This window comes from Dolichospermum heterosporum TAC447, from assembly GCF_024584745.1.
Classification (GTDB): domain Bacteria; phylum Cyanobacteriota; class Cyanobacteriia; order Cyanobacteriales; family Nostocaceae; genus Dolichospermum; species Dolichospermum heterosporum.
Genome location: NZ_CP099464.1, coordinates 1023948 through 1050173 on the forward strand (window position 1 = coordinate 1023948; position 26226 = coordinate 1050173).

Here is a 26226-nt window from a genome sequence, read left to right on the forward strand (position 1 = left end):
CCAATGACCAATGACTAATATATACTGTTCTCAAGGGCATAAAAATCCGTCGGGTAGTAGGTTTTGTCTCCAATGTGGAGACAGAATTGGCAGCGTACCGACATCTAGAAATCAAGGTATTCAAGCGGGACAAACTTTAGGCGATCGCTATGTTATTATTCGGCAAATTGGTCAAGGAGGATTTGGCAAAACCTACTTAGCAGAAGACCTTAACCGCTTTCGAGAAGCTTGTGTTTTAAAAGAATTTTCTCCCCAGGTACAAACTCCCTACATTGTCCAAAAAGCCGAAGAACTTTTTCAGCGAGAAGCAAGTGTACTTTACAAATTACAACATCCTCAAATTCCCCGATTTCGGGAACTATTACGCATCAACTTCCAAGGGAAAGAAAGTCTTTTTCTAGTCCAAGATTATATAGATGGTGAAACTTATAATTCCTTATTAAATAGTCGGCAAAAACAGGGTTTAAAATTTAGAGAAATAGAAATCCGCCAATTATTACAGCAAATTTTACCAGTATTAGAATATATTCACGCCCTGGGGGTTATTCATCGTGATATTTCTCCTGATAATTTAATGCTTCGGAGTAGTGATAAATTACCAGTATTAATTGATTTTGGAGGTGTTAAACAAGTAGCCGCTACCGTCGCCTCTCAATATTACCAAACAGGGGGAATAGCATCTCCCACAAATGGCACTTTGTTAGGAAAAATAGGATTTGCACCCCCAGAACAAATGCAAACTGGTATGGTGTCTACCCATAGTGACTTATATGCTTTAGCCGTCACAACGTTAGTTTTACTGACAGGTAAACAACCCCAAGAATTAATTGATACTTATAATTTTAGTTGGCAATGGCGACGGGAAATCAGCCTCAGTTCCGCACTTGGACAAATCATAGACAAAATGTTATCACCAATTGCCAGCGATCGCTATCAAACAGCCCGTCAACTTCTCCAAGTCCTCAACCCTCAATCTGTTAGCTATCCCCAAACTCAACCCCCCACATCTGCTACAGTTGCTATTTCTCCCCCGAAAATCCCCGTTCCTGAACCAGTGATGATTCCCACTCCTCCCCAACCAGGTATTTGGACAGGAAAAAATGTTTTGATTCTCGTTTTTTTCCTGACTATTGGGAGTTATTTATATTGGCAAAAACTTAAAACCCCTACCAACAATTTACAGGGAAATAACCCGATAATTTTACCCAGTCCCCATTCCACCGAAACAGCAAAAACAGAAGTAACTTTTTCACCGGAAGAAAGACAACGCAAACAAAAATTGAGCGATCGCCGTGAAGAATTAGATATAAATTATAAATTTTATGTTAAGCTAGTAAACCAACTTTTCCGCGAAAAATACCCCAATTTAAAGGGGCGTATTCTGAGTGATAATCCAGAAGATGAAAATTTACGAGCCGAATGGGATCAAACCGCCGCCGAAGTCCTAGAAAAGCTAACAGAAATCACTTCTGACTCCCGCCGTCAACTGGGAAATTATACTGGGGATGAACGCGCAATCTGGAAAGCCCAAGTTAATCAAATCAACGTTGGTAGTCGGTCTTTATATGATTTAGGTGATGCCGCTTTTTTCAGTGAATTTCCCGAACAAAAGAGTAAAAGTTTTATTAACCAACCCATTGGACAAGTTTGGTACGCATTTGTCAATGATCAACTTAACACCATTCTTGACAAAAGCATATTGGAAACAATAGTCTTTCCTGAAGGCACTACAGGTAAAACAGTGAGTGGAACTCTCCAACCAGGAAAAGGTAAAGTTTTTATTGTTGGACTAGCCAAAGATCAAAATATGGAAGTGAAACTAGAAGCAAATTCCAAAGTTTTACTCTCAATTTATTCCCCCTCTGGGAAAACCCCATTACTACAAGACTCTCAAACACGGACGATATCTGCAACATTACCAGAAAAAGGATTTTATGAATTTGTTGTTGTTTCCACAGCCTCAGAATCCGTAGATTATCAACTCACCCTAACCGCAGAAAACCCCCCAGAACCCGAACCAACAGAAGAACCAACAGAAGAACCAACTCCCACAGAAACACCCACACCTGAAAGTAATTAGGACTTAAGGATAGAGTGGCGTAAGCCATAAAAATTACAGCCGTTTCCAATTATATGACGTATATCATAACCCCCTCATCGCTTGCGGGGAGGGGGTTGGGGGTGGGGTTCTTGTACCTCATAACATGGGGAAGTGCTGTATCTGTGAGGTCTAAGAGTATGGCTTACCAAGAAAGAGTGAAGCTATTTATCCTCATCAAACCCAGACTTTATATGTGCGGTGGGGTGATTAGTTGATGCCTTTATTATTGCTTCTAACTGCTTTGAGTCGGCTTTTAGGATTTCCTCTTTACTGTATTTTCTCCCCCCAATAGAAAGTGGTCTGAAAATAGAAGTATTTACTTGCGGACTAACACTATCGTTTAAACTATCATCTATTTTTTTGCGAAGAGATGATAAAAACATTATATCATTTCCTAGATCAGAAACTTCATCTTCATATTCATCCAAGTCTTCAATTTGATTGATTCTTTCTTGGTATTTTACCATCAAATTATCAACAGCTTCGATCATGAACTTGATATCTTTAAATGATAAATCCATAGCTAATTCCTTCCAATGATGACTGTAACTATTATTAATTAACTTTAGAGAAATACGTACCTATCTGTTGTAATTCTTTTTTATAATCCTCCAATGGCATATCTTGAATGGGTTTCCACAGCCAGTGATTATCATAGTCATTAACTAATTCTAGCTGTTCTGGTATTTTTGTTCCTGCTTGTAATTGCCACCAATTTTTACCATAACCTGGATTAGCAAATGTTGATATTCCCCCTGTTGATTCCCCATCTGCTAAAGTAGTCATAACCCATACTCCCCCATCCTGATCATAGCAAGCAATATCTTTATCAGGGCGAACATTATCCATTCTGGGGGAATTGGCATTTCCTTGTCTATAAAGAATAATTGGTGTGTTGTTCATTAAGTAGGATTTCAGTCTTTAATTTGTGTATTATACTCAAAACGGCTTGATTGTTTGATTCTAAACGTAGGGGTAAAGCAAGAGCTTCATTGGTGTCAACTTAACGTAAAACCCATAGCCCGCCTGGGAATGAATTCCCAGTTTAAGGGACTTCCAAATAAAAAAATACTCAACCACCTAACGCAAAAATCTCTCAAACCCTTATTCCTCTGTGTCCTCTGCGCCTCTGTGGTTCGTTAATCAGGATAATTTATTTCTTGGAAGTCCCTAATAGCATTAACGTAAAACCCATAGCCCGCCTGGGAATGAATTCCCAGTCTAATAGCAGAAGTTGTCTTTTGATGACTAAATAACCCAGAAATTTTTGAGTAAACTTTAGTTTACTTTCGCTATTAGCCCGGAAATTCATTTCTGGGTGGGTGTGGAAGCCAACAAATAAGCCATCTGTAGCCTAAGTTGAAACCAATGAAGCTCTTGCTAAACCCCTACACATCTGGGTTCTTTGTCATTTGGCAAAAGTTTAAATCTCACCCGTGTTTAGTATAAATAGCATAATCCTTGACAAGAAACCATTGCTAGACATACTATATACCTATTCTGCTTATATACAGGCTTGTTTCTTCCTTGCGCCTTTGCTTCTTAGCATCTTTGCGCGAAACAAAACATAATTACCAAGTTGGATCACTAAAAAGATGCACCGTCAACTTCTCCTTTCCCGGTGGAACTGCGGTAATACAAGCCCGAATAACTTCCCCATCATCTAACTCTACAGTACAAGCGTGACAAGTCCCCATCAGACAACCCGTAGGAATTGACACCCCAGCCCGTTCCGCTACATCTAACAACGGTTCTCCTACTTCAGCATTGACAGTAATATCATCTGGTAAAAAATTAATTTGCATAGTTATAACAGGTTTTTATTGCTTAAATAACAGCTAAAAAAGAGTAATTAAGAATTATTTTTCTAATCATCTTCACACAAACTGCGGTAACTTTGCTCTTTATAGCCATCTTTTCTAGTCATATTTGGATTATACAGTAAATAATCTTTTAAAATATGGCAATTGCGTTTCAATAAACTTTCTAATTTAATATCTGACAACTTGCGTAAAATTACATTATCTTTATCACTACCAGCAGCCAATATTTGACCATCTGGACTAAAACTAACACTACTCAACTCTTCAGAATCACCTTGTAATATCATCAATAAAACACCTTCTCGGTTCCACAACCTGAGTTTATTATCACTGCTTACTGCTAGAGTTTGACTATCTGGACTAAACTTAACACCAATAAAAGCATCACCATACCCCATCAGAGTTTTTTGTAAAATACCGTTCTCACCCCAAATTTTCACCGTACTATCAAGGCTAACTGAAGCTAATAATTTACCATCAGGCGACCAGGCTACACCATTTACCCTGCGAGTATGACCAGTTAAATTTTTGATAACTTCCCCATTCCTTGCCCATATTTTTACTGATTTATCATCACTAGCAGAAGCTAAAAATTTACCATTAGGACTAAAACTCACCCAATTAACAGCATCAGTATGACCATTTAAAGTTTTGAGTAAAGTCCCATCTCGACCCCATAATCTAATTGTTTGATCCTTACTAGCAGAGGCGATGATTTTACTATCAGGCGACCACGCCACAGCTAAAACAGTATCATTATGACCATTTAAAGTTTTGAGTAAAGTCCCATCTCGACTCCATAATTTAATTGTTTGATCCTTACTAGCAGAGGCGATAATTTTACCATCAGGCGACCACGCTACACCCCAAACTTGATCATCGTGACCCGTGAATATTTTTAGTAATTTACCATTTTGATTCCAGATTTTTATTGTTTTATCCAGACAACCACCAACAATAGCATTACTATCAGGACTAAAACTAATACTTGTCACCCAATCATCATTAGTTTGGGGATGATGCAAGGTCAGACTATCCCAACGCCATAAAATAATAGTTTTATCCCTACCAGCAGATGCTAGAGTTAGTCCGTCAGGGCTAAAACTGACACTATTTACCCAACTATTATGTCCTCGCAGAGTTCCGAGTAAATTACCATCAAGACTCCAAATTTTAATTGTTTCATCCATACTCGCAGATGCCAGAGTATGTCCATCCTTACTAAAATCAACACTAATAACACCGCTGCTGTGTCCAGAAAAAGTTTTGAGTAATTGACCTTCTCGACTCCATAATTTAATTTTTTTATCCATACTAGCAGAAGCAAGAATTTCACTATTAGGAGACCAATCTATAGCGACAACAGCATCTTTATACCCCGACAAAGTTTTGAGTAACCGACCTTCTCGACTCCACAATTTTATTGTTTTATCAGCACTACTAGAAGCCAGGATTTTACCATCACCAGACCAAGCTACAGCTAAAACAGCATCTTTATGACCTACTAAAGTTTTGAGTAGCTTACCTTCTTGACTCCAAAGTTTGATAGTCTGATCTGTACTAGCAGATGCGATAATTTTTTCATAAGGATGAAAACTCACACTATTCACTACAGATGTATGATCGAGTAAGGTTTTTAGGAGTTTACCTGTTCGATTCCACAGTTTAATTGTTTTGTCTTGACTAGCAGAAGCTAATATTTGACTATCAGGGGACCAAGATAGACTATTTACCACATCATCATGTCCTGATAAAGTCCTCACTAAAATTCCATGAGGACTCCAAAGATTAATTGTGGTATCTGCACTAGCTGAAGCTATTAAAGATTTATCAGTACTAAAGGCCACCATTCTCACCCCCGATAAATGACCTTCTAGGCGGTTACGTTCTTTGACTCCGTAAACCGCTTGATATAGTGCAGTTAATACCCTTTCTTGAGTAGAAGTATTTCTCCATAGAGTCTTTTTTAATTTTCTTCCTGCTTTTAAACTTTCTTTAAGAGCATCAATACCTTTTTCAGAAGCAAATAAAGCCTCACTGGACGCACTTAGAGTTTTCATTTCACTATCTGTGGACGTAATCACAGAAGTAGTTAAGCCAAATATAGCAATAATAGAAGCTGTTAAGGCTACTTTTAGGGCGATATTTAATCTAATTGCACTTAAACGTTGTTTTTCCTGGCTATCGGCTAATTTTGTAATCAACTCTTTTTCTTTTAATTCTGTTCGCAGATGTTGAATTTCTGTTTGACTTTCTTCTTCTCGCTTGCGTAATTCTCGTAATTCTGACAGTAAATTATCTCCTTGGTGATTGTGGATATGTTCTAAATTAAAATCGGTTTGATTTTTTCTTAATTCATTTTTCAGACGTTCAATTTCTTGATAACTATTTCTAACTTTATCCCGTAATGTATTAATTTGTATTTGTAATCCAGATTCTTGGCGTTGTAAATGACGGATTAAGCTAACTAAATAATCATGAATTAATTGATAGCGTTCAGGAACATTAGGAAATATCACAACTAACCCAGAGCGAATTAAAATATCTAAAATTAACTCTAATTTACTAGGGTCTTCCAACTCTGAAAGTTCTAATGTTAATTCTGCACGGGTTTTAAAGGGTCTTTTGTTATTATCATCGGTTAATAAGTATAAAACTAGAAGAGCAGCTCGTTCGTTTTCTTTCCCACATTCTTTAATTAATTCTTGAATATATGTTTGAATTAACTTATTGGGACGATAGGGTTCATACTGTGCAAGCGTAGTAATATATTTATCTTGTAATTGTGCGCCTACCAATTGCAATTCTATCGGACGAACTTCACCCATTTCTGAAGATAAATCCGCAACTAAAGCATCAATCAAATCTGGTTCTAATTTGAGTTGGGAGTAATAATGTGAACGTTCAGTTAATTTTTGAATGATTTTTCTGGTATTTTCAGGAGAAAAATTATTCAGTTGATAACGAATATTTTTATCAAGAATATTATTGTTAATTACATCAATTGATGAGAGACATCTAAAATCTAGAAGGCGATGTAAATAATCTTCGCGCAAAGTTAAAATAACTTTCACAAAAGATATACCTAAACAATTACTAATAAATTGATCAAATGCTTGTTTTTCGTGAAAATCTGTATAACCAAAGAAAAATTCTTCAAATTGATCAAAAATTAAAACTGTAATTAAGTGATTATCTGCATTTTTTCGTAATTGTTGTAAAATGTCATTAGCAGTTATCAGAGGACAAAACTTAGATCGAGATTCTGTTTCAATGGCTGATTGTTTCCCCATTTCTAACATAGCTTTGGTAAAGGATTTTCCTAATTCTCCTAACCAATCTCTATAAACTTGGAGGACAACTGGTACAGCAATTTGATCACCAATAGCGCGGTTTTGTAGTGCGGGAACTAAGCCAGCCGTAACGATAGAACTTTTACCAACACCTGACTGTCCATGAATAACTATTAATTTTTGGTCTGCACGACTAATTTTACCAATTAAGCGATTAACATCAGAGTTTCTACCAGAAGCGGCAATTTCTAAGGCTATACTATTACTACCAAATGTAGATACTAAACTGGGGTTGGTGACTTGTCTTTGAGGTTGTAACCTTCCAGCCCCAATAAAGGAGACAAAACCATATTGTTGTTCTACAGAATGGAGTTTTTGTTTAATAATATAGGCTTGAAGATAGTGTCCTATTTGAAAGTATAATAATCTTAAATTATGTAATAAGCGAATGTAACGATGGGGATCATATTGATGTTCACTGTTCTCTAAAGCTGATGGTAGTTGTTGAGATGCTGTATTTATATATTCTTCTGCTACCGTTATTTTTCCTAGATGATTGAGGGCTTTGGCTAAAGTTAATAAATAAATTTGCTCTAATATCAGAGGAAATAAATAATTATTTGATTCTGGGCGATTTTTTTCTGTTTCTAATTGTAGTAGTGATATATGCGCTAAAATACTAGCTTGTGTCCAGTTTGAATTATGTACGGCTACCTGCGCTAAAAAACCATAATCATAAGCTAATTGAATTTTCCTTCCATATATTTGATGTAGTTCTAGGGATTTTTTAGCGACAAATTCTAATGCTGTCCATGATTTTAAACTATATAGGACTTCTAATAATTGTTCAATAGATTCTGAAACTAAATCTATCCGTCCAGCAATTTCAAATATTTGTAAGGATTGCTGAAAATATGTTTTGGCTGATTGCCAATATGTTTCTCTTGATTTGGGGTTTTGTTCGGCAAGACGACAGTAACATAATCCAATATAAAATAATAGAATTGACTGTTTTAAAAGATCGGCACAAGATGAATTAGATAATCCTGCTATTATATCAGTTGCATATTCTGTCGGTTCTAAATCTTCTTGATGATGCCAAAAACACAAACTTTTCTGAAAGTTATTTAAGGCAGAATCAATCCGATTATTGACATAATCATCTATGCCAAAAATAAATTCTAACCTAGCATTTAATTCTGCCTCGATTCCAATCCCCCTATCATACAATTCTTTAATTGCATAATGGAGTTGGTCACTACTAATCCATACTTGTTCTAAGGTGACAGGATGAACTTGAGCATAATTACTTTGTAAGACTCTTGTAAATAAATCGTCAGTTTCTTCGTGGAGAAATTCTAGTAATCCAATAGAAGTCATTTCAAATCTAATTGGTGTAGCTGCCCAACTCGCAAAATCGGGAGCTAACCGCATGATTTTTTGTAAAACTTGATCATTTACCCAAAAAATTATGGGGGTTTGATAACACTTACGAAATTCGTCTCGGACTTGATTAATGGAACGCAAGAGATCATCTATTTCATAGATTGATTCAAACCCCATAATCATTAATCCAGCAGGTTGATCAATGGTAAGTTGTGATTGAATTGCTGTATATAAACTTGTAGTTTTTTTGTCTAAAGTAATACTTTGAATGCGCTCATTTCCCCAACCATTAATTGCTAGTTGCTGCTGGATCATATCTCGCAGGAATTCGTAGTTACAGCACAGTAAAATAACTGAAAACTGATTTTTAGAAAAGGTAATTGCTCTTTCCAAACTACGTAAAGACTTTTGGTTAGCGGCGATTATATTCTCTGCTTGCTGTCTTTTAACCATAATCTAAACTTTTCCATTTCTGCTAAAACTGGGTTAACTGCAAACCAAACTCCTTGGTGATCACGATATTCAAATATGAATAAACTGCGTAATAAAATATCGTACTCTACATTGCCTCTAACTCGTTGATCTTGAAGTACCTGCAAGATTAATTCACTTTCTTCCATATCAATGGCATTAGCCCGGTAATCTCGTTGTCTTTGAATTACTAATTCTACACATTGGCGATCAAAAGGCGGATCTTGTTCTCGCAAACAATCAAATAGTAATCCTAATAAGTCGCGGACATGACCACCACTAATCAGACATAAACGATCCAGAGTTTCTAAGTTATCAAATAATTGAGTAACTAAATTTAAGCGATCGCCTGGTAACATATCAGGAAAGGCTCTGGCTAAGACCATTTGGCGCATCAATCCCAGTCCTTCGGTATTAATTTCTCCACAACGTTGACGCACGGGAATCATCGGTAATACTTTCGGTGCGACTCCACCTCCTAAACGGTGTTGTAGTTGGGCGCTTTCATTGGAAAATGTCAGGGCTAAGGGAATTGTATAGACCATGTGACAATGTAATCTTCTTAACTGTTCTCCTCGATCAATGAATAAGTATTCGGGGAGCGATCGCCCAGAAGGTAGAGGACGAACCGCCACCCTATCCAAGTTATCCACAATCACCACCAATCCCTTCTTCCCCCTGGCTTTTAGCTCCAAATTAGCTCGGTCTAACAGTTCTTCATTAATTGATTGTAAGATATTCTCTGTGCGTGGTTCTAGATAGTCTCTTAAGCGTCTGCGTAACTGGGGACTTTCTTTGGTTTTTGCCGTAATTTTGGCAATTCCTACCGATAATTCGGCTTCTACTCCCAAGTCTAAAGGAGTTTGCAGAAAATCTACCAACTCCCCAAACAACTTAGTAAAGTAACTAGGTTGGACACGCAGCTTCATCGCTTCCAAGTTTTTACTCACCAAACCAGCGATCGCTAACAGAATATCTGTAATATCTATATCTACCATTTCTAAAACATGAGTAGACTCAAAATAGACCACATGAAAATCCTGCGCTTCCAACTCAGCCTTGAGTTTTAATAATTCCGTAGATTTTCCACAGCCCAAATGTCCTGTAAATAACTGACAGGTTGGCGTATTTGGAGATATCTTAGTAATAGTCCGCAGCAGAGCTTCAATGATCTTCCCACCCCGGACTGAAGTAAAATCAATATAATACATCCGGTCGTCTACATTCTCAATCATCAAGGGACGGGAAGGATTACAAGCCTGATAAAATCTTTCTAAATTAAAAATCATAAAAAATCCAATTCACGCTGTAATTGTCACAACATCATCTGTCACAATCTCTTTTACAGCGGAAAACTAGACATATCCGCAACAACTTAGTATGTAAATACAACTAATTTGATCTTTTTCTTCACAGCCTCACCCTACCCAGTCCCCAAAGCAATTTACTTGCATTAAAATTTACATTAATTACGTGCAGAAGTTTTCAGTGTTATAAGGTATAGATAGCGGAAAAGATACCCGTCATCCGTACCTCATAAGACAAGCAAGTGCCGGAATGAAAATAAGCAAAAAGGGAACCCCCGCCCTGAATTACTTAATTGTATTGCATCCAATTGATAACCGCCACAACGATTGAATCACTCCCTCTACTGAAGCAACCCAAAATAGGCAAAATATTGAAAGTTGATAAAAAACTTGATGTTCTGACAAATCTAGTCAAACACTAATTACGTAGCTTCAACTGTAATTATTACCAAAGCATATTAATCTCTGCATCTACCCCTACGAATACAGTCACCTGATTCTTCATCCCTAGCAGACATACCTACCACTAACTGTGATTGAGAATAATTTCCGATTCTTACCCCTGCATTGTCAATGGACAGCTTATTCCCTGCAAAACAAGCACTGGAATTGTACAGATAGACAGACAACACCATTAGTCCTAAACCAATTGTTTTTTTCATATCAAAACTCAACTCAGAATGCTATTGCGTAATCAGCAACATCATCTTCGTGAATGAAAACTTGTGAATTAGTTAATGGTTTTCAAAATTGCCATAAAAAATCTGCCCATAGCATCAAACAAGACACTACAAACAATGCCAACTCAAAGCGCATTAACTTATCTCATTTATTTATTGCAAAGACTAATCTAGACTAATATTGGACATTACCCAATTACATCCTTGATTTATCTCAGAATGAACAAACAAGTTATTGTTTTCATTGATTCACAAATCCAAATTTAGATTTATGACTGCTAAATTAACTCTTACCCCCTGGCAGAGTTAATTTAACCACAAGATAACGTTCTTTCTATCTGTACAAATTCTCTGAGAAAAACCCGGAGAAAAAAATCTTTTTTTGACCAGAAACAAAAATAGATATTATGCGTCATCAAATAAACGACGTAATCTAAAACACAATTGCATCTAATCACCACCAGAGATTATTTTTTCGTAATCATGAAAAAATGACTCATCACAGGGGATATAGCTAATTAATATTCACCAACTCATACTGAGTTTTAAATTAATACTTAACAAATTAAGTATTAGTAAATTAACAGTGTCAAAAAAGAAGTATTGTATTAATTAATACTTTTAAGTAAAAATAATTACAAATATAAAAATAAAATCAAAGATATAAATATTACCAAAAATAAATAAGTTTGCTGAATAAGTTGTCTGTGAAGGCAAGCAGGGGGAGCGGGGAAGAACAGAAGTTTTTTCCGATCATTACCCGTCAAAATAAATTTGACGAACTACTAGGAGTATGGCTAACGCCACGCTATCAGGAGGTAGGGGCGCAGGGACTGCGCCCATTCAGGAGTATGGCTAACGCCAGGCTGCGCTATCAGGAGAATTTAGAAAAAGTTATACTCCGCAAGGGAATAAATTGAGCTTTTGCTTAAAGTTAATTTTCCTGACTCATTAGACATCTCCAGAAATTAAATATGCGTGACCTGAAACCCTTGTAGAGACGTTACATGGAACGTCTCTACCATCTTTTTTGGAGATGTCTATTGACAACTTCAAGAGTTTTCAGACCTATTCCTTATAGAATAGTGAACAAAGATTGCCTAACAAACGATTCCCACTCCTCTTACTCATGACCTCTTCACAAGACGTAGATACAATCAAATCCCCTAACTCAGACCCAGAACCATCTATCAGCCCCCTAGATGAATTACCAGGTGAAGTGGAAATGTCCATTTTCGACCATCTGGAAGAGTTGCGACAAAGAATTTTCTATTCCCTCATAGTAGTGGCAGTGGGTATTATCGGTTGTTTTATCGTAGTTAAACCCCTAGTCCAGCTACTAGAAATTCCCGCTCACGGCGTAAAATTTCTGCAATTAGCCCCCGGAGAATTTTTCTTTGTCTCCATGAAAGTTGCCGCCTATGGTGGTTTAATCCTGACCACACCCTTCATTCTTTATCAAATCATTCAATTTGTACTTCCTGGCCTCACCGTACGCGAACGGCGGTTAGTCATTCCCGTAGTGCTAGGTTCAAGCATATTATTTGTATGCGGCTTAGTCTTTGCCTATATTGCACTCATCCCAGCCGCATTGCAATTCTTTATTAACTATGGTGCTGATGTTGTAGAGCAATTGTGGTCAATTGACAAATATTTTGACTTTGTGCTGTTATTGTTATTTACCACAGGACTAGCATTTCAAGTTCCCGTCATTCAAGTCTTGCTGGCTACCTTGGGAATTGTCTCCTCAAAAATCATGTTAAAAGGCTGGCGTTATGTAATTATGGCAGCAGTAGTTTTAGGAGCAATACTCACACCTTCCACCGACCCTCTCACCCAAAGTCTTTTAGCAGGTGCAGTTTTGGGACTATACTTTGGTGGAATTGGACTAGTCAAACTCACAGGTAAGTAGTTGTCAGTTGTCAGTTACTGCACAGAATTATCATATCTGTGTTTATCTGCGTTTATCTGCGTTTAATTATTCTTAAAATCTTATTTCATGCGGCTTCATTTACTTGATGAAATTACATTAATTGTTAATCGCTATGCAGAAAGCCAGTTATCCTGATTGTTACCATATAAAATAGGTTTTGATAAATTAATTTTGTCAACGCCGGCTAATTTATAGCTAACGTAAACAAAGACAAACTTAACTTTAACTTTTACAATAGGAATACTTCACCAGCATGGCTCAAGAGCGCACATTACCCACATTTAATACTGCCACAGTCCAAATCACCAAAGAAGAAGGATTGGGCTTATATGAAGACATGACATTAGGTCGTTTATTTGAAGATAAATGCGCCGAAATGTACTACAGAGGAAAAATGTTTGGATTTGTCCACCTGTACAACGGACAAGAAGCAGTTTGTAGCGGCATTATTAAAGGTGCTATGCGCCCCGGAGAAGACTTCGTTTCCAGCACCTACCGTGACCACGTTCATGCTTTAAGCGCCGGAGTCCCCGCCCGCGAAGTCATGGCAGAATTATTTGGTAAAGCCACAGGTTGCAGTAAAGGGCGCGGTGGTTCAATGCATATGTTTTCTGCGGAACATCGTTTACTAGGTGGTTATGCTTTCGTAGCCGAAGGTATTCCTGTGGCTGCTGGGGCAGCTTTCCAATCTAAATACCGTCGGGAAGTCCTGGGAGACAAAGCCGCCGACCAAGTAACCGCTTGCTTCTTTGGTGACGGTGCTGCTAACAATGGTCAATTTTTTGAAACATTGAATATGGCAGCTTTATGGAAATTGCCGATTCTTTTTGTGGTAGAAAATAATAAGTGGGCGATCGGTATGGCTCACGAACGGGCAACTTCCCAACCAGAAATTTACAAAAAAGCCAGTGTGTTTAACATGGTGGGTGTGGAAGTAGACGGCATGGATGCTTTAGCCGTGCGTCAAGTGGCTCAAGAAGCCGTAGCTCGCGCCCGCGCTGGTGAAGGTCCAACTTTAATCGAAGCCATGACCTATCGCTTCCGGGGTCACTCTCTCGCTGACCCAGACGAACTCCGCAGCAAGGAAGAAAAAGAATTTTGGTTTGCTCGTGACCCCATTAAAAAGTTAGCTGGTTATTTGCTAGAACAAAATCTGGCAACAGAAGCAGAACTCAAAGATGTGGAAAAGAAAATTCAGGCTGTAATAGACGAAGCTGTGAGATTTGCTGAAACCAGTCCTGAACCAGATCCTAGCGAGTTATATCGCTTCATTTTTGCTGAAGACGTTTAATTTGGGTCATGGGTAATGGGTAATTAGGGAATATTACAAAATAAATAGCGTTGGTGATTGAAGGTATGAATTTTTCTCACGCAGAGGCGCAGAGGCGCAGAGAGAAGGAGCTTGAGCGATATAATTTATCTTCTTGTTCCCAGTCTCTGACTGGGAATAAATTCTAGAAGGCTCTGCCTTCAATAAGATTGGAGGCAGAGCCTCATCAACTGCATTCCTAGTCAGAGACTAGGAACGAGATGTGGTAAAGATTTGAGATCAAATGATCATGGTGGAATTTATTGGCATGACAACCTACAATTGGGGAGAAAGGTAGAAAAATCGCAATAAGTAATTGGACAAAAATATTTACAGTCATTGTGAGGGAAGGGAAGCAATCACAACCCTTGGAATTGCTTGATTTCACTTCGTTCCATATGGCTAACGCCACGCTGCGCTAACGCAATGACATTGTGTAATTAATTCTGTCTCACTACTTATGTATTGCCTGTTTCCTTTTGCCTGGACATAAGCACAAATTACCACACCAATCTACTGGCTATTATGTTTACCATTGACATTCAAGAACAACAATACAAAACCTACATCCTGTCTGATAAAACCGCTGGTACACAAATAGAAGTCGTCCCAGAAAGAGGTGGTATCATTACTCGTTGGCTGGTTCAAGGTCAGGAAATCTTCTACTTAGACGCTGAACGCTTTACTCATCCTGATTTGAGCGTTAGAGGTGGTAATCCCATTTTATTTCCTCTTTGCGGTAATTTACCTGATAATACTTACAGCGTTGACGGGAAACCGTATACTATTAAACAACATGGCTTTGCGAGAGAATTGCCTTGGACAGCAACGGCACAAAGTACCGAAGGTAAAGCTAGTGTAACTGTGGTTCTCAACAGCAATGAGGAAACAAAGGCAGTTTATCCTTTTGATTTTCAACTGGCTTTTACCTACGAACTCCAAGGTAATACTTTAGTAGTGCGTCAGGAATATAAAAATCTGTCATCCACTCCTATGCCATTTTCTGCTGGTTTCCATCCTTATTTTCTCTGTGGTGATAAAAATCAGCTAGAAGTGGAACTTCCTTCTGGACAATATCAAGATAACAAAACCAAGGAGTTTCACAACTTTGATGGCAAGTTTGATTTTAACCAAGATGAAATTGATTTTGCTTTTGGACAACTAACCAAGACATCTACATCTGTAACCGATAACAGCCGCAAATTGAAGCTAACCCTAGATTATGATGATTTCACTACTTGGCTAGTGTTTTGGACTGTCAAGGGCAAAGATTTCTACTGTCTAGAGCCTTGGAGCGCCACCCGCAATGCTTTCAACACTGGCGAAAACCTGACTGTGTTATCTCCTGGAGCTAGTTGTACTGCTTCTTTTCGGTTAACGGCAAATTTTTTCTAGACCCCCCTTGACAAAACCATAGCTGTTAATGGTATATTGATAAAGTTGGAAAAACAGCAAAAGGGTGGCTAACTCAACGGTAGAGTACTCGGCTTTTAACCGATTTGTTCCGGGTTCGAATCCCGGGCCACCCATTTTAATCACATCTTGCCCCTAGTAGTCTGTCAAACCGAAAATGACGGGTGAAGGCAGGCAGGGGGTAGGGGAGGTAGGGGAGGTAGGGGAGGTAGGAGAGGTAGGGGAGGTAGGGGAGGGAAGACATTACCCGTCAAAATAAATTTGACAGACTACTAGTGTCTGACTGGGAATGTTATTTAGGGTTTGCTGATAGCGTAGTGTGGCGTTAGCCATATAAACCTAAAACCATTTATTAACAAAGGGTTTCGCGGATTTTTACCACAAAAAAGTGCCAGGTTTTGGCTAATACTGTCTCAAAATAGGTGCATTTTTCTTTGTCGGATTTGGAAAATTGAGGATATCCAGACAGTTAAGTAATTGGACAAAAATATTTACAGTCATTGCGAGGGAAGGGAACCAATCACAACCCTTGGAATTGCTTCATGTCACTTCGTTTCATATGGCTAACGCCACGCTTACGCAATGACATTGTGTAATTAATTCTGCCTCACTACTTAAAACTGTTCCCAGTTAAGAGTTCCCTGCCTTCACAGACAACTTATTCAGCAAGCCCTAAATGTATTTCTCTGATTTCTGCTTTTTCATGTTTATATGAAAGTTGGTGGAGATTAATAAATTGAATAATTTTTATACAAATATATTAATATTCTCAAAATTTGGCACTAACATATCAGACAATTTGCATAACAACTAATGTCATATCATCGGTATTTCTCCTATCAGAACCAATGAATTGTTCAACTTGGTCAAATAGATATTCGACAATTTCCTGGGGACTGTTGCAATACTTACAGGCTGTTCTGAAGGATGTAACAAAATTATCTTCATCAAAGCGATCGCCTCCAGCCGCCGCTGCATCCGTCAAACCATCAGTATAATAAATTACTGTATCCCCAACTTCTAACTGTGCTTGTGCATTTTCATATTCACTATTGGCATCTAAACCAATTAACATCCCCAATGTATCCAATTGACTCACAGTTTTTGTGGCTGCGTGCCACCACAAGGGGGGATTATGGGCGGCATTACTATAAGATAAAATCCGCGTTTGTGGGTCATATTCGGAATAAAACATGGTGACAAAGCGGTGAGAATTTTCCAAATCCGCATACATTACCCGATTCAAATTTTGTAAAATTCCGGCTGGGGAATTACCATGTAATACTTCACCCCGCAACATTCCCCGCAACATCGTCATAATTAAACCTGCGGGAACACCTTTACCCATGACATCCCCAATGACCAAACCCCAACTAGCATTTTCTGGAGAAGCTTGTGCTTTAGATTTTAACTGGTTTTGATTAGTGGGAATAAAATCATAGTAATCACCACCAACTTGATTAGCCGGTTTACAACGGGCGGCTATTGATAATCCAGGAATGTTGGGACATTGACGCGGTAAAAGTCGGCGTTGAATTTCTGCACCAATTTCTAACTCTTGGTCTAAACGTTCTTTTTTTCTTAATTCTACAGACAGTTCATCATTGTCAATTGCCACTGCTGTTTGGTCTGCTACTAACCGCACTAATTTTTGTCTGGTTTCTGTCCAACTATATTCAGGATCTCGACTCAAAACATACAGCCAACCTCTTTCTGTATGCTTGACTAAAATAGCTGTGCCAAAGATTTGCACATCTGGACCTAAAACAGCGTGCATTTGGTCATCTAGAATCCCTGTGGAAATAGCAGCAGGACTTGAGTTAGATAAAAGAGTAATTTGACTACTAGCAGTTTCTAGGGCTTTTCTAATAATTTTTCTTTGCTGAGTATCCTGCCAATGTAGTTGTTCTAATCTAATTTGTCCATTGGGTTTATAAAGAAAAAGTGCGCTACCTTCTGCATCTGTGACTCTGGTAGCCATGAGGGGAATCAGTTCCAAAAACTGATTTAAATTATTAAAGCTTCTGAGGGCAAATCCTAAAGAACTCAGTAAGTCTTGAATTTTATTTTGTTCTCGATGCAGCCTGGACACAAGTTCCTTGAGTGCCACTACAGGAGTGACATCGGTGGTGCTGCTATTGCTATCAGTAGAATGGGGGGGGAATTGTGACACAGGTTAATATTGCAGTTAAGAATAGCAAATTTGTGATTCTTTATAAATACTCTTTTTTGATAAATTGTGAAATCATCATGGAACGAGATTTGTGATTTTAGCAAGAGTAGAAGAAATGTTGAAAGTAATTTTTTAAGTCTTGGTTCATGCTGAGGACATTGTTGAGGGTTAATTTTCCACAATTATAAATTTTCTAATTTGTCAAAAATGAGTCTGGGAGAATCAGTGATTTTTATGATTAATTAGCAGCCTCTAATTTTTTCATAACTGAATTGGTGCTTCATATATCTTGGGAAATAAAAATTTGTCACTAGCAAAATTATCTCTATTCCTGAGAGAGTAGATATTAAGAATCATCCAACCAATAACCAGATGGATTTTTGGTGCATTAATTCATGGCTTTTGCGTTGTGAGGATTTTAGTCAAAACGTTGAAGTAATCATGCTTTTAATGAAAACTTCTTTGACTATGGACTACAAACATTTAACCTATATACCATAAATTGTCGAAATGTTTCCTTAGATAGATTTCTTTTCGGGAAAGATTTTGCCTATTTTTGGTCAATATTTCAAAATGTGTAATTTTATATTAGTGTTTTGACGGAGAAGGTGGCAGGAAATTAAGTCTTATTTTCCATGCTTCAGCTAAATTTAACAAAAACTTGATTTGTAGTTTATACTGTTCGTATTAGCGATACTCAATAATTATATATAATAATAAATACGTTATATATTAGTATTGCCAGAGATTTAGCTGATTAAGAAGCATTAATTTGAATAAGTGATTTTATTAGCTGCTTGTTTGATGGGAACTTGGATAATAAATTCAGTTTTTTTGCCAATATCAGAGAAATATTCTCATCTACCATGATGTTTTTCTGTGATAATTCGATAGCTAAGTAGGTGGACATTAGAAATTGTCGTTATGACAAGGGAACAATACCCATTCCCGTATCTTTACTTATTTCTTTGGTAGTAAAAAATGGATCAAAAATGCGATTTTTCACATTTACTGGTATTCCGTCGCCATTATCAGCGATCGCAATTTGTATCCATTGTTCATCTATAATCTTTGTTCGCACATTTTAGGAATTTTTTTAATTTCCACATTTTTGAAAGCTGGAAAGTTTTTTAGATAGATACTTTCGATTTTCATGACTCACCATTAGATATCTCCAAAAATTAAAGATACTTGACCTGAAAACCCTGTAGAGACGTTCCATGGAACGTCTCTACAATCTTTTTTGGAGATGTCTATTAAACGATTTTTTGAATAGATAGCATTATTTATTCCCTATCCTCAAAATTCACATCTTGATAAATATCAATTAAACTAATTTCAAAATCAAGATGTTGCAATTTAACAATATCATTTTCAGATTTATATTCTCGAAAAATCCATTCTCCTTCATTAGTTTTGCTATAGTGCATCACCTGATATTGATTTTGTTCCACTAAAACATATTCTTTAAATTGGGGAATAGAACGATAAAAAGTAAATTTATCACCTTGGTCATAATTTTTTGTAGACTTAGATAAAACCTCAACAATTAATAAAGGATTAGTAATAGTAGTATTATTTTTGCCTGTATAACTAGCCTGACCGTCAGTTACAATCACACCTGGATAGGTATATTCTTTAAATTGGGGAATCCATAAACGCATATCTCCCATAAAAACTTCATTGTTTTTGCGTCTCATGGCATATAGTAAAATCGCCGCAATAGCTAGTGTAATTTTATTATGATTACCAGTTCCACCAGTCATAGGAATAATTTCTCCATCCCGATATTCGCTTTTATAAAGTGCTGTTTCCTCTAGTTCTAAATATTCTTCAGGTGTATAAGTATGTATGCGAATTTGTACTTCCATATTATTCTCCTTGACAATATTTTTATTTGCACATTTCATTTAATTTGCACATTTCATTTAATTATAACCAAACTACTACACCAAAATCTTAATTAATAAAATCTGATTGATTATATCATAATCAGATAAGTAATTGGACAAAAATATTTACAGTCATTGCGAGGGAAGGGAAGCAATCACAACCCTTGGAATTGCTTCATTTCACTTCGTTCCATATGGCTAACGCCACGCAACGTTTACGCAATGACATTGTGTAATTAATTCTGTCTCACTACTTAAATTTTAGCTAATCATTCTTCTTAATCCATCACGAAAAACTTGAAAACTTCTTGATTGGTTGTTTTCTACATCCATGTGAGGCGATACTTTTTGAGCAAAGTCCATTTTTTGTAACCCTGTCTCATAGCCATACTTTTTCAAAATTTTATCTAATTCTTCCCATGTCCCACCTTTAATAGCATCTGGATTACGAAATTTGGCTTGCCGGGATAAAGAAGTAGGAATTTTTTCATATTCAGCCCTGATTGCTGCTACATCACCGATAAACCAAGATTCAAGTTCTTCTACAACAATTCGATGAAGAACAATATTTCCTTTTTTTTGGGTTACAATACTAGTAGCATCACAGAGTTTCTTCTTTAATTCTTGGCAATCTGATCTATCTTCGTCTACTAAAACCACAATTCGCCAGTCATCAGGTATAAAATTAGCATAGGCTTTCATACGTTCAGGTAAGCTTTTTAAAAGTCTACTTTTATTTTGAAAGTTATGAATATTAAAAGTATGGATATTGCCTATAATTTTAGGAACAATTAAATTTAAAGCAATTTCAGTTGAAGATTCTTCTACTAAAAACTCTATGTGCATAATTGGTACTATTAATAAGGTAATCCTCTCAAATATCCCTCAGACCAAAGATCACCTAAACCTGCATCGGATTCTATAAAATGTTTAGCATCCTCAATTTTATCAGCCCTGGTAACAGTTGCATAACCATTATCATCTCGTTGAAAAATCCATAGTTGTTTAGCATCTTTAATAGTATTAACAAAAAATGGTGAGTGGGTAGAAACAAAAACTTGTGCGCGTTGTGCATAAGCTTGTAACTCTTCACTCAAAGGATCAAGAAGCCGATGATGAAGTCCATTTTCTGGTTCTTCAATACAAAGCAATTGGGGGGGATTAGGATCATTTAATAATATCAAATATGCCAACAATTTAAGTGTTCCATCTGAAGAAAACCGTGCTAGAAATGGGTTACTAAAAGGTGCATCTTTAAATAAAAGAGCGAGTCTACCATCAATTGTCGGTTGCGATTCTACTTTTTCTAATTTAGGAATACGTTTGGCTAATAACTTCAAAATTTCTGATAAAGTTTCTCGATGTTCATCAGCAAGGTATTGAACTACATTGGAAATATTGTCTCCTTCACGAGAGAGATGTTCCATTGCACCAGCAGTTGCTAATTGACGAGCTTGATCTGGGATAAAATATGAAAGAAACCATCCTTCAATAAAACGACGTAAACTGGCAATGCGAGGGTTATCTGACAATTGCCCAATGGTTTTAATTGCTAAAGAACTTGGATCATCCATTTGATAATGAATTCTCTTGTCGTTAATTTCGGGTTCTTCGCCACTAATGACTTCACCTTCCCCATTTTCAAACTTCAGAAAATCAAAGGGATGTCCATGACTGCCTCGTTTCCATCTCAGAGCTTCTCTTGATACTATTGGCACTCCATTTTGTAAAGCAATAGCAACTGTATAAGTGATGATAGGAGATTTTTTGCCAGCTTTTCTCGCTTCACGATATTTAATGACAATTTCAATTTCCTGACCTCCACAATCACGGGAAATTACTTCTTGAAATCTTCCTCGTTTTTCTAAGGCTTTTTTCACATTAGTAGTGAGACAATCTGAGAGAAATCCTATTACATCAAAAAAGGTAGTTTTGCCACTACCATTAGGACCAAGAAAAACAGAAAAAGGTTTAATATCTTTTAGGGTAATATTTTGCAAAACCTTATAGTTTTTGACAGAAATTTCTTCAATTGTTGCCATCACATTATCACTTATCTAACTGTGGTACTGCTAAAACTAGCAGCTATATAGCAATTCTAAATGATTTTTGTTTAATTGTGCGATCGCTCATCAGAAAACTAAGAACAAAGCCGAAAAGTTCATTTCTTACGCTTTTCATTACGCTTCATCCAAAGTAAGATTTTACTTTTTTTGCAAAACCTATTGTTTTAGCAATTGCACGACTATAATCCTCATCTACTAGATTATCAATAATAGCTGTAGTTTCGATGAAACTATCCTTACATTTAGTATCATCAAAGAGAATTTCTTCCATTTTTTTTACAATATTTAATAAAATCTTTAGAAGATATAATCAAATTACCATTAACAATAATTGCAATGCCATCTATACCTAAGTCCCCACCACCACCAATATGAATATCTTCAAGTAAAAATTGTGCATTATACTCTTTAGAAACTATGCAGTAGTTAACAAAATGTTCAAAAAGTATAGATTCGTTTAAATCTTCAGAAAAAGATTGTTCTTGTTTAAAAGTCTTCAAATAACTTGATGTAATTCTATCCATGATAATAAATCTCAAATATTCACTGTACTAATTTTAAATTAACAAAAGAATGAAGGACAAAGCCCAAAAGCCTCATCCTTCACCCTTTTCAATTATGCTTCATCCAAAGCTGCAATACCAGGTAAGGTCTTACCTTCTAACAACTCCAAACTAGCACCACCACCAGTAGAAATGTGGCTCATTTGGTCAGCTAAACCGACCTTTTCCACAGCCGCTACAGAGTCACCACCACCGATAATGGTAGTTGCGCCGGTTTTGCCAATTTCTGCTAGAGTATGAGCGATCGCTTCTGTACCCGCAGCAAATTTATCAAACTCAAACACACCCATAGGTCCATTCCAAATCACAGTCTTGCAATCAGCCAAAGCCGCTTGGAAAACCTTGATAGAATCAGGACCAATATCTAAACCCATACCATCAGCAGGGATATTTTCAATCTTGACAGTAGTAGCATTAGCATCAGGAGCGAACTTATCAGCGGAGACAATATCTGTAGGTAGCAACAAAGCCACACCACGCTCTTTAGCCTTAGCTTCCAAAGACTTCGCTAATTCCAGTTTATCTTCTTCCACCAAAGACTTACCAACACTCAACCCACGGGCTTTGTAGAAGGTGAAAATCATCCCACCGCCGATGATCAACTTATCGCACTTTTCCAACAAAGTTTCAATCACACCGATTTTGCTAGAAACCTTAGAACCGCCAATAATAGCCGCCAAAGGACGCTGAGGTACTTCAATCGCACTTTGTAAATATTGCAATTCCTTCTCAACCAAATAACCAGCCACAGAAGGACTCAGAAACTTAGTTACACCCTCAGTAGAAGCGTGGGCGCGGTGTGCAGTACCAAACGCATCATTTACATAAAAATCAGCATTAGCAGCCAATTTTTCCGCAAATGCGGGATCGTTTTTTTCTTCTTCCTTGTAGAAGCGGACATTTTCCAACAACAGCACTTGACCATTTGCCAATGCGCCAACCTTAGCCGCCACATCATCACCAATACAGTCATCAGTTTTGACAACTTCTTGTCCTAACAACTCAGACAGACGTTTAGCGACGGGAGTTAAACGTAATTTCTCATCTACACCCTTGGGACGACCGAAATGACTTGCTAAAATGACCTTAGCACCCTTTTGGGTCAAATCTTGGATAGTTGGCAGCGCCGCCCGAATCCGGGTATCATCAGTGATGTTGCCTTGATCATCCACAGGCACGTTAAAATCAACCCGTACCAAAGCGCGTTTTCCAGATATATCAGCCGCAGATAAACTTGCTAAACTTTTTTTAGACACAGCCAAACTCTCCTGATTACTTTTCTGTTATTGTCTTCAAAATATGACCATCAAGATTTTACCGGAGTGAGGGGTGCAGAGGTGAGATATGTTTAAAACAGTTCTATTTCCCATTGATCAAAGTCGAGAAGCCAGAGAGGCCGCTGATATAGTTGCCAATATTGTGCAAACCTATGGCAGTCGCTTAATTCTGCTTTCAGTCGTTGAAGAGCCAGATTCAGAAGCACCAGCTACCAGTCCTATGGTATCTCCAGAAGCAGTTGCCAAACTCCTAGAAAATGCCCAGGCTTTATTTTCTGGACAAGGAATCATAGCCGAATTACTAGAAAGACAAGGTAAACCAGCTTTTACTATTTGTGATGTTGCTGATGAAGTTGAAGCCAGTTTAATTATCATGGGCTGTCGAGGAATAGGCTTAACGGATGAAGGCGCAACTGATAGCGTTACCGCACGGGTAATTAACCTTTCTCCCTGTCCCGTCTTGATTGTTCCTTGATTAAGTATCACGCTTAAATCCCTACCACATCTCGTTCCTAGTCTCTGACTAGGAATGCAGTTGATGAGGCTCTGCCTCTAATAAGTAGGTTGGCGTTGAAAATTGTCGTTATAGCAAGGCAAGACGCAAGAGTAAAGAAGTTTTCAGCCATTTTACGTTTCTTTACACAGTTTGGTTTTATTGTGTTCACCTACTTATACTCAAAACGGCTAGAAGCTGGACTTTTTTATCATACAAAGAACAAGGTTCAAAGCCTCTCCTTTGCACCTCTCCCTAACCCTCTCCTAAGAGGAGAGGGAAAAGGAATAACATTTAATACTGGAGAGGTTTACCAGAGGGGTTTCATAAGTAATTGGACAAAAATATTTACAGTCATTGCGAGCGAAGGGAAGCAATCACAACCCTGGGAATTGCTTCATTTCACTGCGTTATATATGGCTAACGCCACGCTGCGCTAACGCAATGACATTGTGTAATTAATTCTGTCTCACTACTTATTTGGTTAAACTATGAACCGTTTTCAGTATACCTGCCTTCACAGATAACTGTTTCAGCAAACCCTACTTAGACAAGATAACTAGTATTCGGGACAATGGGAAACATTGCATATTCATACCAAGCTGTCCAGATAAAACTCCGAATCCAGCGTTGACGTTTCTCCAAACTTAATTCATACTCAAATGCACCAGAAGATTTATCAATAGAAGATAAATGGGAGTTACAACCACAGCCATGTTGATAAGTAAAACCGTATTTAGATGCTATACTTTGCACCTTCATTTGCATTGCAAATACCTTACCTGCGTGTAGAATAGCATCCCACGAGCGCTTATGTTCTATGTCTCTTTGATCAAATCTTAAAGCCCGTTCTTCAAACACATGATCTCGATAAATTGGGGCTAAATGCACACGATAGAAACTAGCTGGTAAATCATATCCAAACTCATCAAAAAGTTCCAAACCAATGCGAGCTACCTTGACCTCATTATTGTACTCAGAACCTTTTGACTCACAATTATGCAAAACTGCCTCAAAGTTTGGATAGTTGTGAATCATAAAGTCATGACCATAGAATTCCAGAGTTTCCCATGCCAGTTGCCCAAATAACTCAGAGAATGAAGGTATTAGCCGAAATAACTGGGGGCGGTCATTAAACAAATCAACATCACCATATTGCAGTTTATATTGAAACAACTGCGCCATTTCTACATAGACTTGTGGATTACTAAATCTGACATTTGCCCTGCCCTTAGCAATATCCTGCCACACACAAGGTAATTGAGCAACAGTAACCGCATTTTCACCAACAATGACGGCAACGTTAGAGGCTTCTTGAAGCTGCATATCTAATTTCCACAAAGAGTTTAATTAACAATTTACTGTAAATAATCCCTTTTTTATCTTCTCACTCAACAGCATAAAAAAATGATACTTCATTCAGCCTCTGGGCAAAACAATAAACAGAATTATCCTCCCTTGTCTATTGACAAGACATAAAAAATATAGTATTCTCGCAACTAAACCGGTTTTAATGGGAAACAGTAATTAAACGCAAGGGGAAAAGTCTGGTGTAAATCCGGCACTGTCCCGCAGATGTAAGGAGATTTATTCTCTAAGTCAGAATGCCCGCCGAAAGCAAAAAACTCACATCCATCTGCGTGGTACAGATGATTCAGACCGTCAACCACCCGTCACTTCCCTTCGGGTAAGTGAGGAAGAGGAGTCAGGTATTGCTGTGGTCAAGTCAAGTCTCCTGGAGGTTTAGATGAATGTTTCCATAGGAATTGATCAGTTTAGACCCCCAGAGAAACCCTACAAATTGTGTACTGTTCTGAGATTATTAACCGTCAATTTAATTATTTGCAATCCTGCACTTAAGAAAGTGGGAAGCTTTTATAGGTGAGACTTATTGCTATCTTCGCTAGATATATTTTGACAATAATAGAAAAGATGACAGCAAGTGAATCTTGTCCATTTTTGTGTGCGGTTAATTATGCTTCTTTACACATTTTACAGTAGCCATATTGTAAAAACTCTTATGTCTGCGTTTCCGAATTATCATTT

The 26226-nt window shown here is 37.5% G+C and carries 22 protein-coding genes, 1 tRNA gene and 1 riboswitch; of the genes, 7 read left to right on the forward strand and 16 right to left on the reverse strand.

What is annotated here, in order from left to right; genetic code table 11:
* The first annotated feature begins 10 nt into the window (after positions 1 to 10).
* Positions 11 to 2080 carry a serine/threonine-protein kinase gene (locus NG743_RS04610; RefSeq protein WP_193962049.1) on the forward strand — a complete coding sequence of 690 codons (2070 nt, stop codon included), beginning with the start codon at positions 11 to 13 and terminating at the stop codon, positions 2078 to 2080.
* Between the two features lie 182 nt (positions 2081 to 2262).
* On the opposite strand, the gene NG743_RS04615 is transcribed toward NG743_RS04610, so the two are convergent.
* The 6 genes from NG743_RS04615 to NG743_RS04640 form a co-directional block, all read right to left on the reverse strand.
* Positions 2263 to 2622 carry a hypothetical protein gene (locus NG743_RS04615; protein WP_035083338.1) on the reverse strand — a complete coding sequence of 120 codons (360 nt, stop codon included), beginning with the start codon at positions 2620 to 2622 and terminating at the stop codon, positions 2263 to 2265.
* Between the two features lie 34 nt (positions 2623 to 2656).
* On the reverse strand, positions 2657 to 3004 hold the full coding sequence (locus NG743_RS04620; RefSeq protein WP_193962048.1) for a Tse2 family ADP-ribosyltransferase toxin: 348 nt from the start codon (positions 3002 to 3004) through the stop codon (positions 2657 to 2659).
* Positions 3005 to 3672: 668 nt separating this feature from the next.
* On the reverse strand, positions 3673 to 3906 hold the full coding sequence (locus NG743_RS04625) for a 2Fe-2S iron-sulfur cluster-binding protein (RefSeq protein WP_096668521.1): 234 nt from the start codon (positions 3904 to 3906) through the stop codon (positions 3673 to 3675).
* A gap of 62 nt (positions 3907 to 3968) precedes the next feature.
* Complete coding sequence (locus NG743_RS04630; protein WP_257121597.1) at positions 3969 to 9056, reverse strand: WD40 repeat domain-containing protein; 5088 nt, start codon at positions 9054 to 9056, stop codon at positions 3969 to 3971.
* Positions 9026 to 10363, reverse strand: a complete 1338-nt coding sequence (locus NG743_RS04635) for a P-loop NTPase fold protein (RefSeq protein ID WP_027404650.1) — start codon at positions 10361 to 10363, stop codon at positions 9026 to 9028. The genes NG743_RS04630 and NG743_RS04635 overlap by 31 nt, the downstream gene beginning before the upstream one ends.
* Positions 10364 to 10839: 476 nt before the next feature.
* Positions 10840 to 11043, reverse strand: coding sequence for a hypothetical protein (locus NG743_RS04640; RefSeq protein ID WP_193964486.1), 204 nt, complete (start codon positions 11041 to 11043; stop codon positions 10840 to 10842).
* A 1147-nt stretch (positions 11044 to 12190) separates the two neighbouring features.
* On the opposite strand from NG743_RS04640, the gene tatC reads away from it, so the two are divergent.
* The 4 genes from tatC to NG743_RS04660 all read left to right on the forward strand — a co-directional run bounded on the left by tatC (position 12191) and on the right by NG743_RS04660 (position 15832).
* Entirely contained in the window at positions 12191 to 12973 is a 783-nt protein-coding gene (gene tatC, locus NG743_RS04645) for a twin-arginine translocase subunit TatC (RefSeq protein ID WP_027404648.1), read from the forward strand.
* Between the two features lie 274 nt (positions 12974 to 13247).
* Positions 13248 to 14285 (forward strand): pyruvate dehydrogenase (acetyl-transferring) E1 component subunit alpha, encoded by a 1038-nt coding sequence (gene pdhA / locus NG743_RS04650; protein ID WP_193964707.1) that lies wholly within the window; start codon positions 13248 to 13250, stop codon positions 14283 to 14285.
* Positions 14286 to 14828: 543 nt separating this feature from the next.
* Complete coding sequence (locus NG743_RS04655; RefSeq protein WP_027404646.1) at positions 14829 to 15698, forward strand: aldose epimerase family protein; 870 nt, start codon at positions 14829 to 14831, stop codon at positions 15696 to 15698.
* Between the two features lie 62 nt (positions 15699 to 15760).
* Positions 15761 to 15832 (forward strand) — tRNA-Lys (locus NG743_RS04660).
* A 674-nt stretch (positions 15833 to 16506) separates the two neighbouring features.
* Here the strand turns inward: NG743_RS04660 and NG743_RS04665 are convergent.
* The 9 genes from NG743_RS04665 to NG743_RS04705 form a co-directional block, all read right to left on the reverse strand.
* Positions 16507 to 17889: a PP2C family protein-serine/threonine phosphatase gene (locus NG743_RS04665; protein ID WP_027404645.1), complete on the reverse strand. Its 1383-nt coding sequence runs from the start codon at positions 17887 to 17889 to the stop codon at positions 16507 to 16509.
* 757 nt (positions 17890 to 18646) lie between these two features.
* On the reverse strand, positions 18647 to 18799 hold the full coding sequence (locus NG743_RS04670; protein WP_257121598.1) for a hypothetical protein: 153 nt from the start codon (positions 18797 to 18799) through the stop codon (positions 18647 to 18649).
* Positions 18800 to 18811: 12 nt separating this feature from the next.
* On the reverse strand, positions 18812 to 18970 hold the full coding sequence (locus tag NG743_RS04675) for an ATP-binding protein (RefSeq protein WP_236630648.1): 159 nt from the start codon (positions 18968 to 18970) through the stop codon (positions 18812 to 18814).
* 205 nt (positions 18971 to 19175) lie between these two features.
* On the reverse strand, positions 19176 to 19760 hold the full coding sequence (locus tag NG743_RS04680; protein ID WP_027404644.1) for a Uma2 family endonuclease: 585 nt from the start codon (positions 19758 to 19760) through the stop codon (positions 19176 to 19178).
* 282 nt (positions 19761 to 20042) lie between these two features.
* Entirely contained in the window at positions 20043 to 20627 is a 585-nt protein-coding gene (locus NG743_RS04685; protein WP_027404643.1) for a DUF4276 family protein, read from the reverse strand.
* Positions 20628 to 20638: 11 nt separating this feature from the next.
* A complete protein-coding gene (locus tag NG743_RS04690) occupies positions 20639 to 21823 on the reverse strand; it encodes an AAA family ATPase (protein ID WP_257121599.1) in 1185 nt (394 codons plus the stop codon).
* Between the two features lie 145 nt (positions 21824 to 21968).
* Entirely contained in the window at positions 21969 to 22118 is a 150-nt protein-coding gene (locus NG743_RS04695; protein WP_160170659.1) for a hypothetical protein, read from the reverse strand.
* Positions 22099 to 22371 carry a hypothetical protein gene (locus tag NG743_RS04700; RefSeq protein ID WP_027404641.1) on the reverse strand — a complete coding sequence of 91 codons (273 nt, stop codon included), beginning with the start codon at positions 22369 to 22371 and terminating at the stop codon, positions 22099 to 22101. The genes NG743_RS04695 and NG743_RS04700 overlap by 20 nt, the downstream gene beginning before the upstream one ends.
* 92 nt (positions 22372 to 22463) lie before the next feature.
* A complete protein-coding gene (locus tag NG743_RS04705) occupies positions 22464 to 23666 on the reverse strand; it encodes a phosphoglycerate kinase (protein WP_257121600.1) in 1203 nt (400 codons plus the stop codon).
* Between the two features lie 88 nt (positions 23667 to 23754).
* Between NG743_RS04705 and NG743_RS04710 the strand changes: the two genes are divergently transcribed.
* Both NG743_RS04710 and NG743_RS04715 read left to right on the forward strand, forming a co-directional pair.
* Complete coding sequence (locus NG743_RS04710) at positions 23755 to 24162, forward strand: universal stress protein (RefSeq protein ID WP_027404639.1); 408 nt, start codon at positions 23755 to 23757, stop codon at positions 24160 to 24162.
* Between the two features lie 95 nt (positions 24163 to 24257).
* On the forward strand, positions 24258 to 24620 hold the full coding sequence (locus NG743_RS04715; protein WP_257121601.1) for a hypothetical protein: 363 nt from the start codon (positions 24258 to 24260) through the stop codon (positions 24618 to 24620).
* A gap of 106 nt (positions 24621 to 24726) precedes the next feature.
* On the opposite strand, the gene NG743_RS04720 is transcribed toward NG743_RS04715, so the two are convergent.
* Positions 24727 to 25506: a hypothetical protein gene (locus NG743_RS04720; protein ID WP_193962256.1), complete on the reverse strand. Its 780-nt coding sequence runs from the start codon at positions 25504 to 25506 to the stop codon at positions 24727 to 24729.
* A 162-nt stretch (positions 25507 to 25668) separates the two neighbouring features.
* Positions 25669 to 25810: riboswitch (cobalamin riboswitch) on the forward strand.
* Positions 25811 to 26226 lie beyond the last annotated feature (416 nt).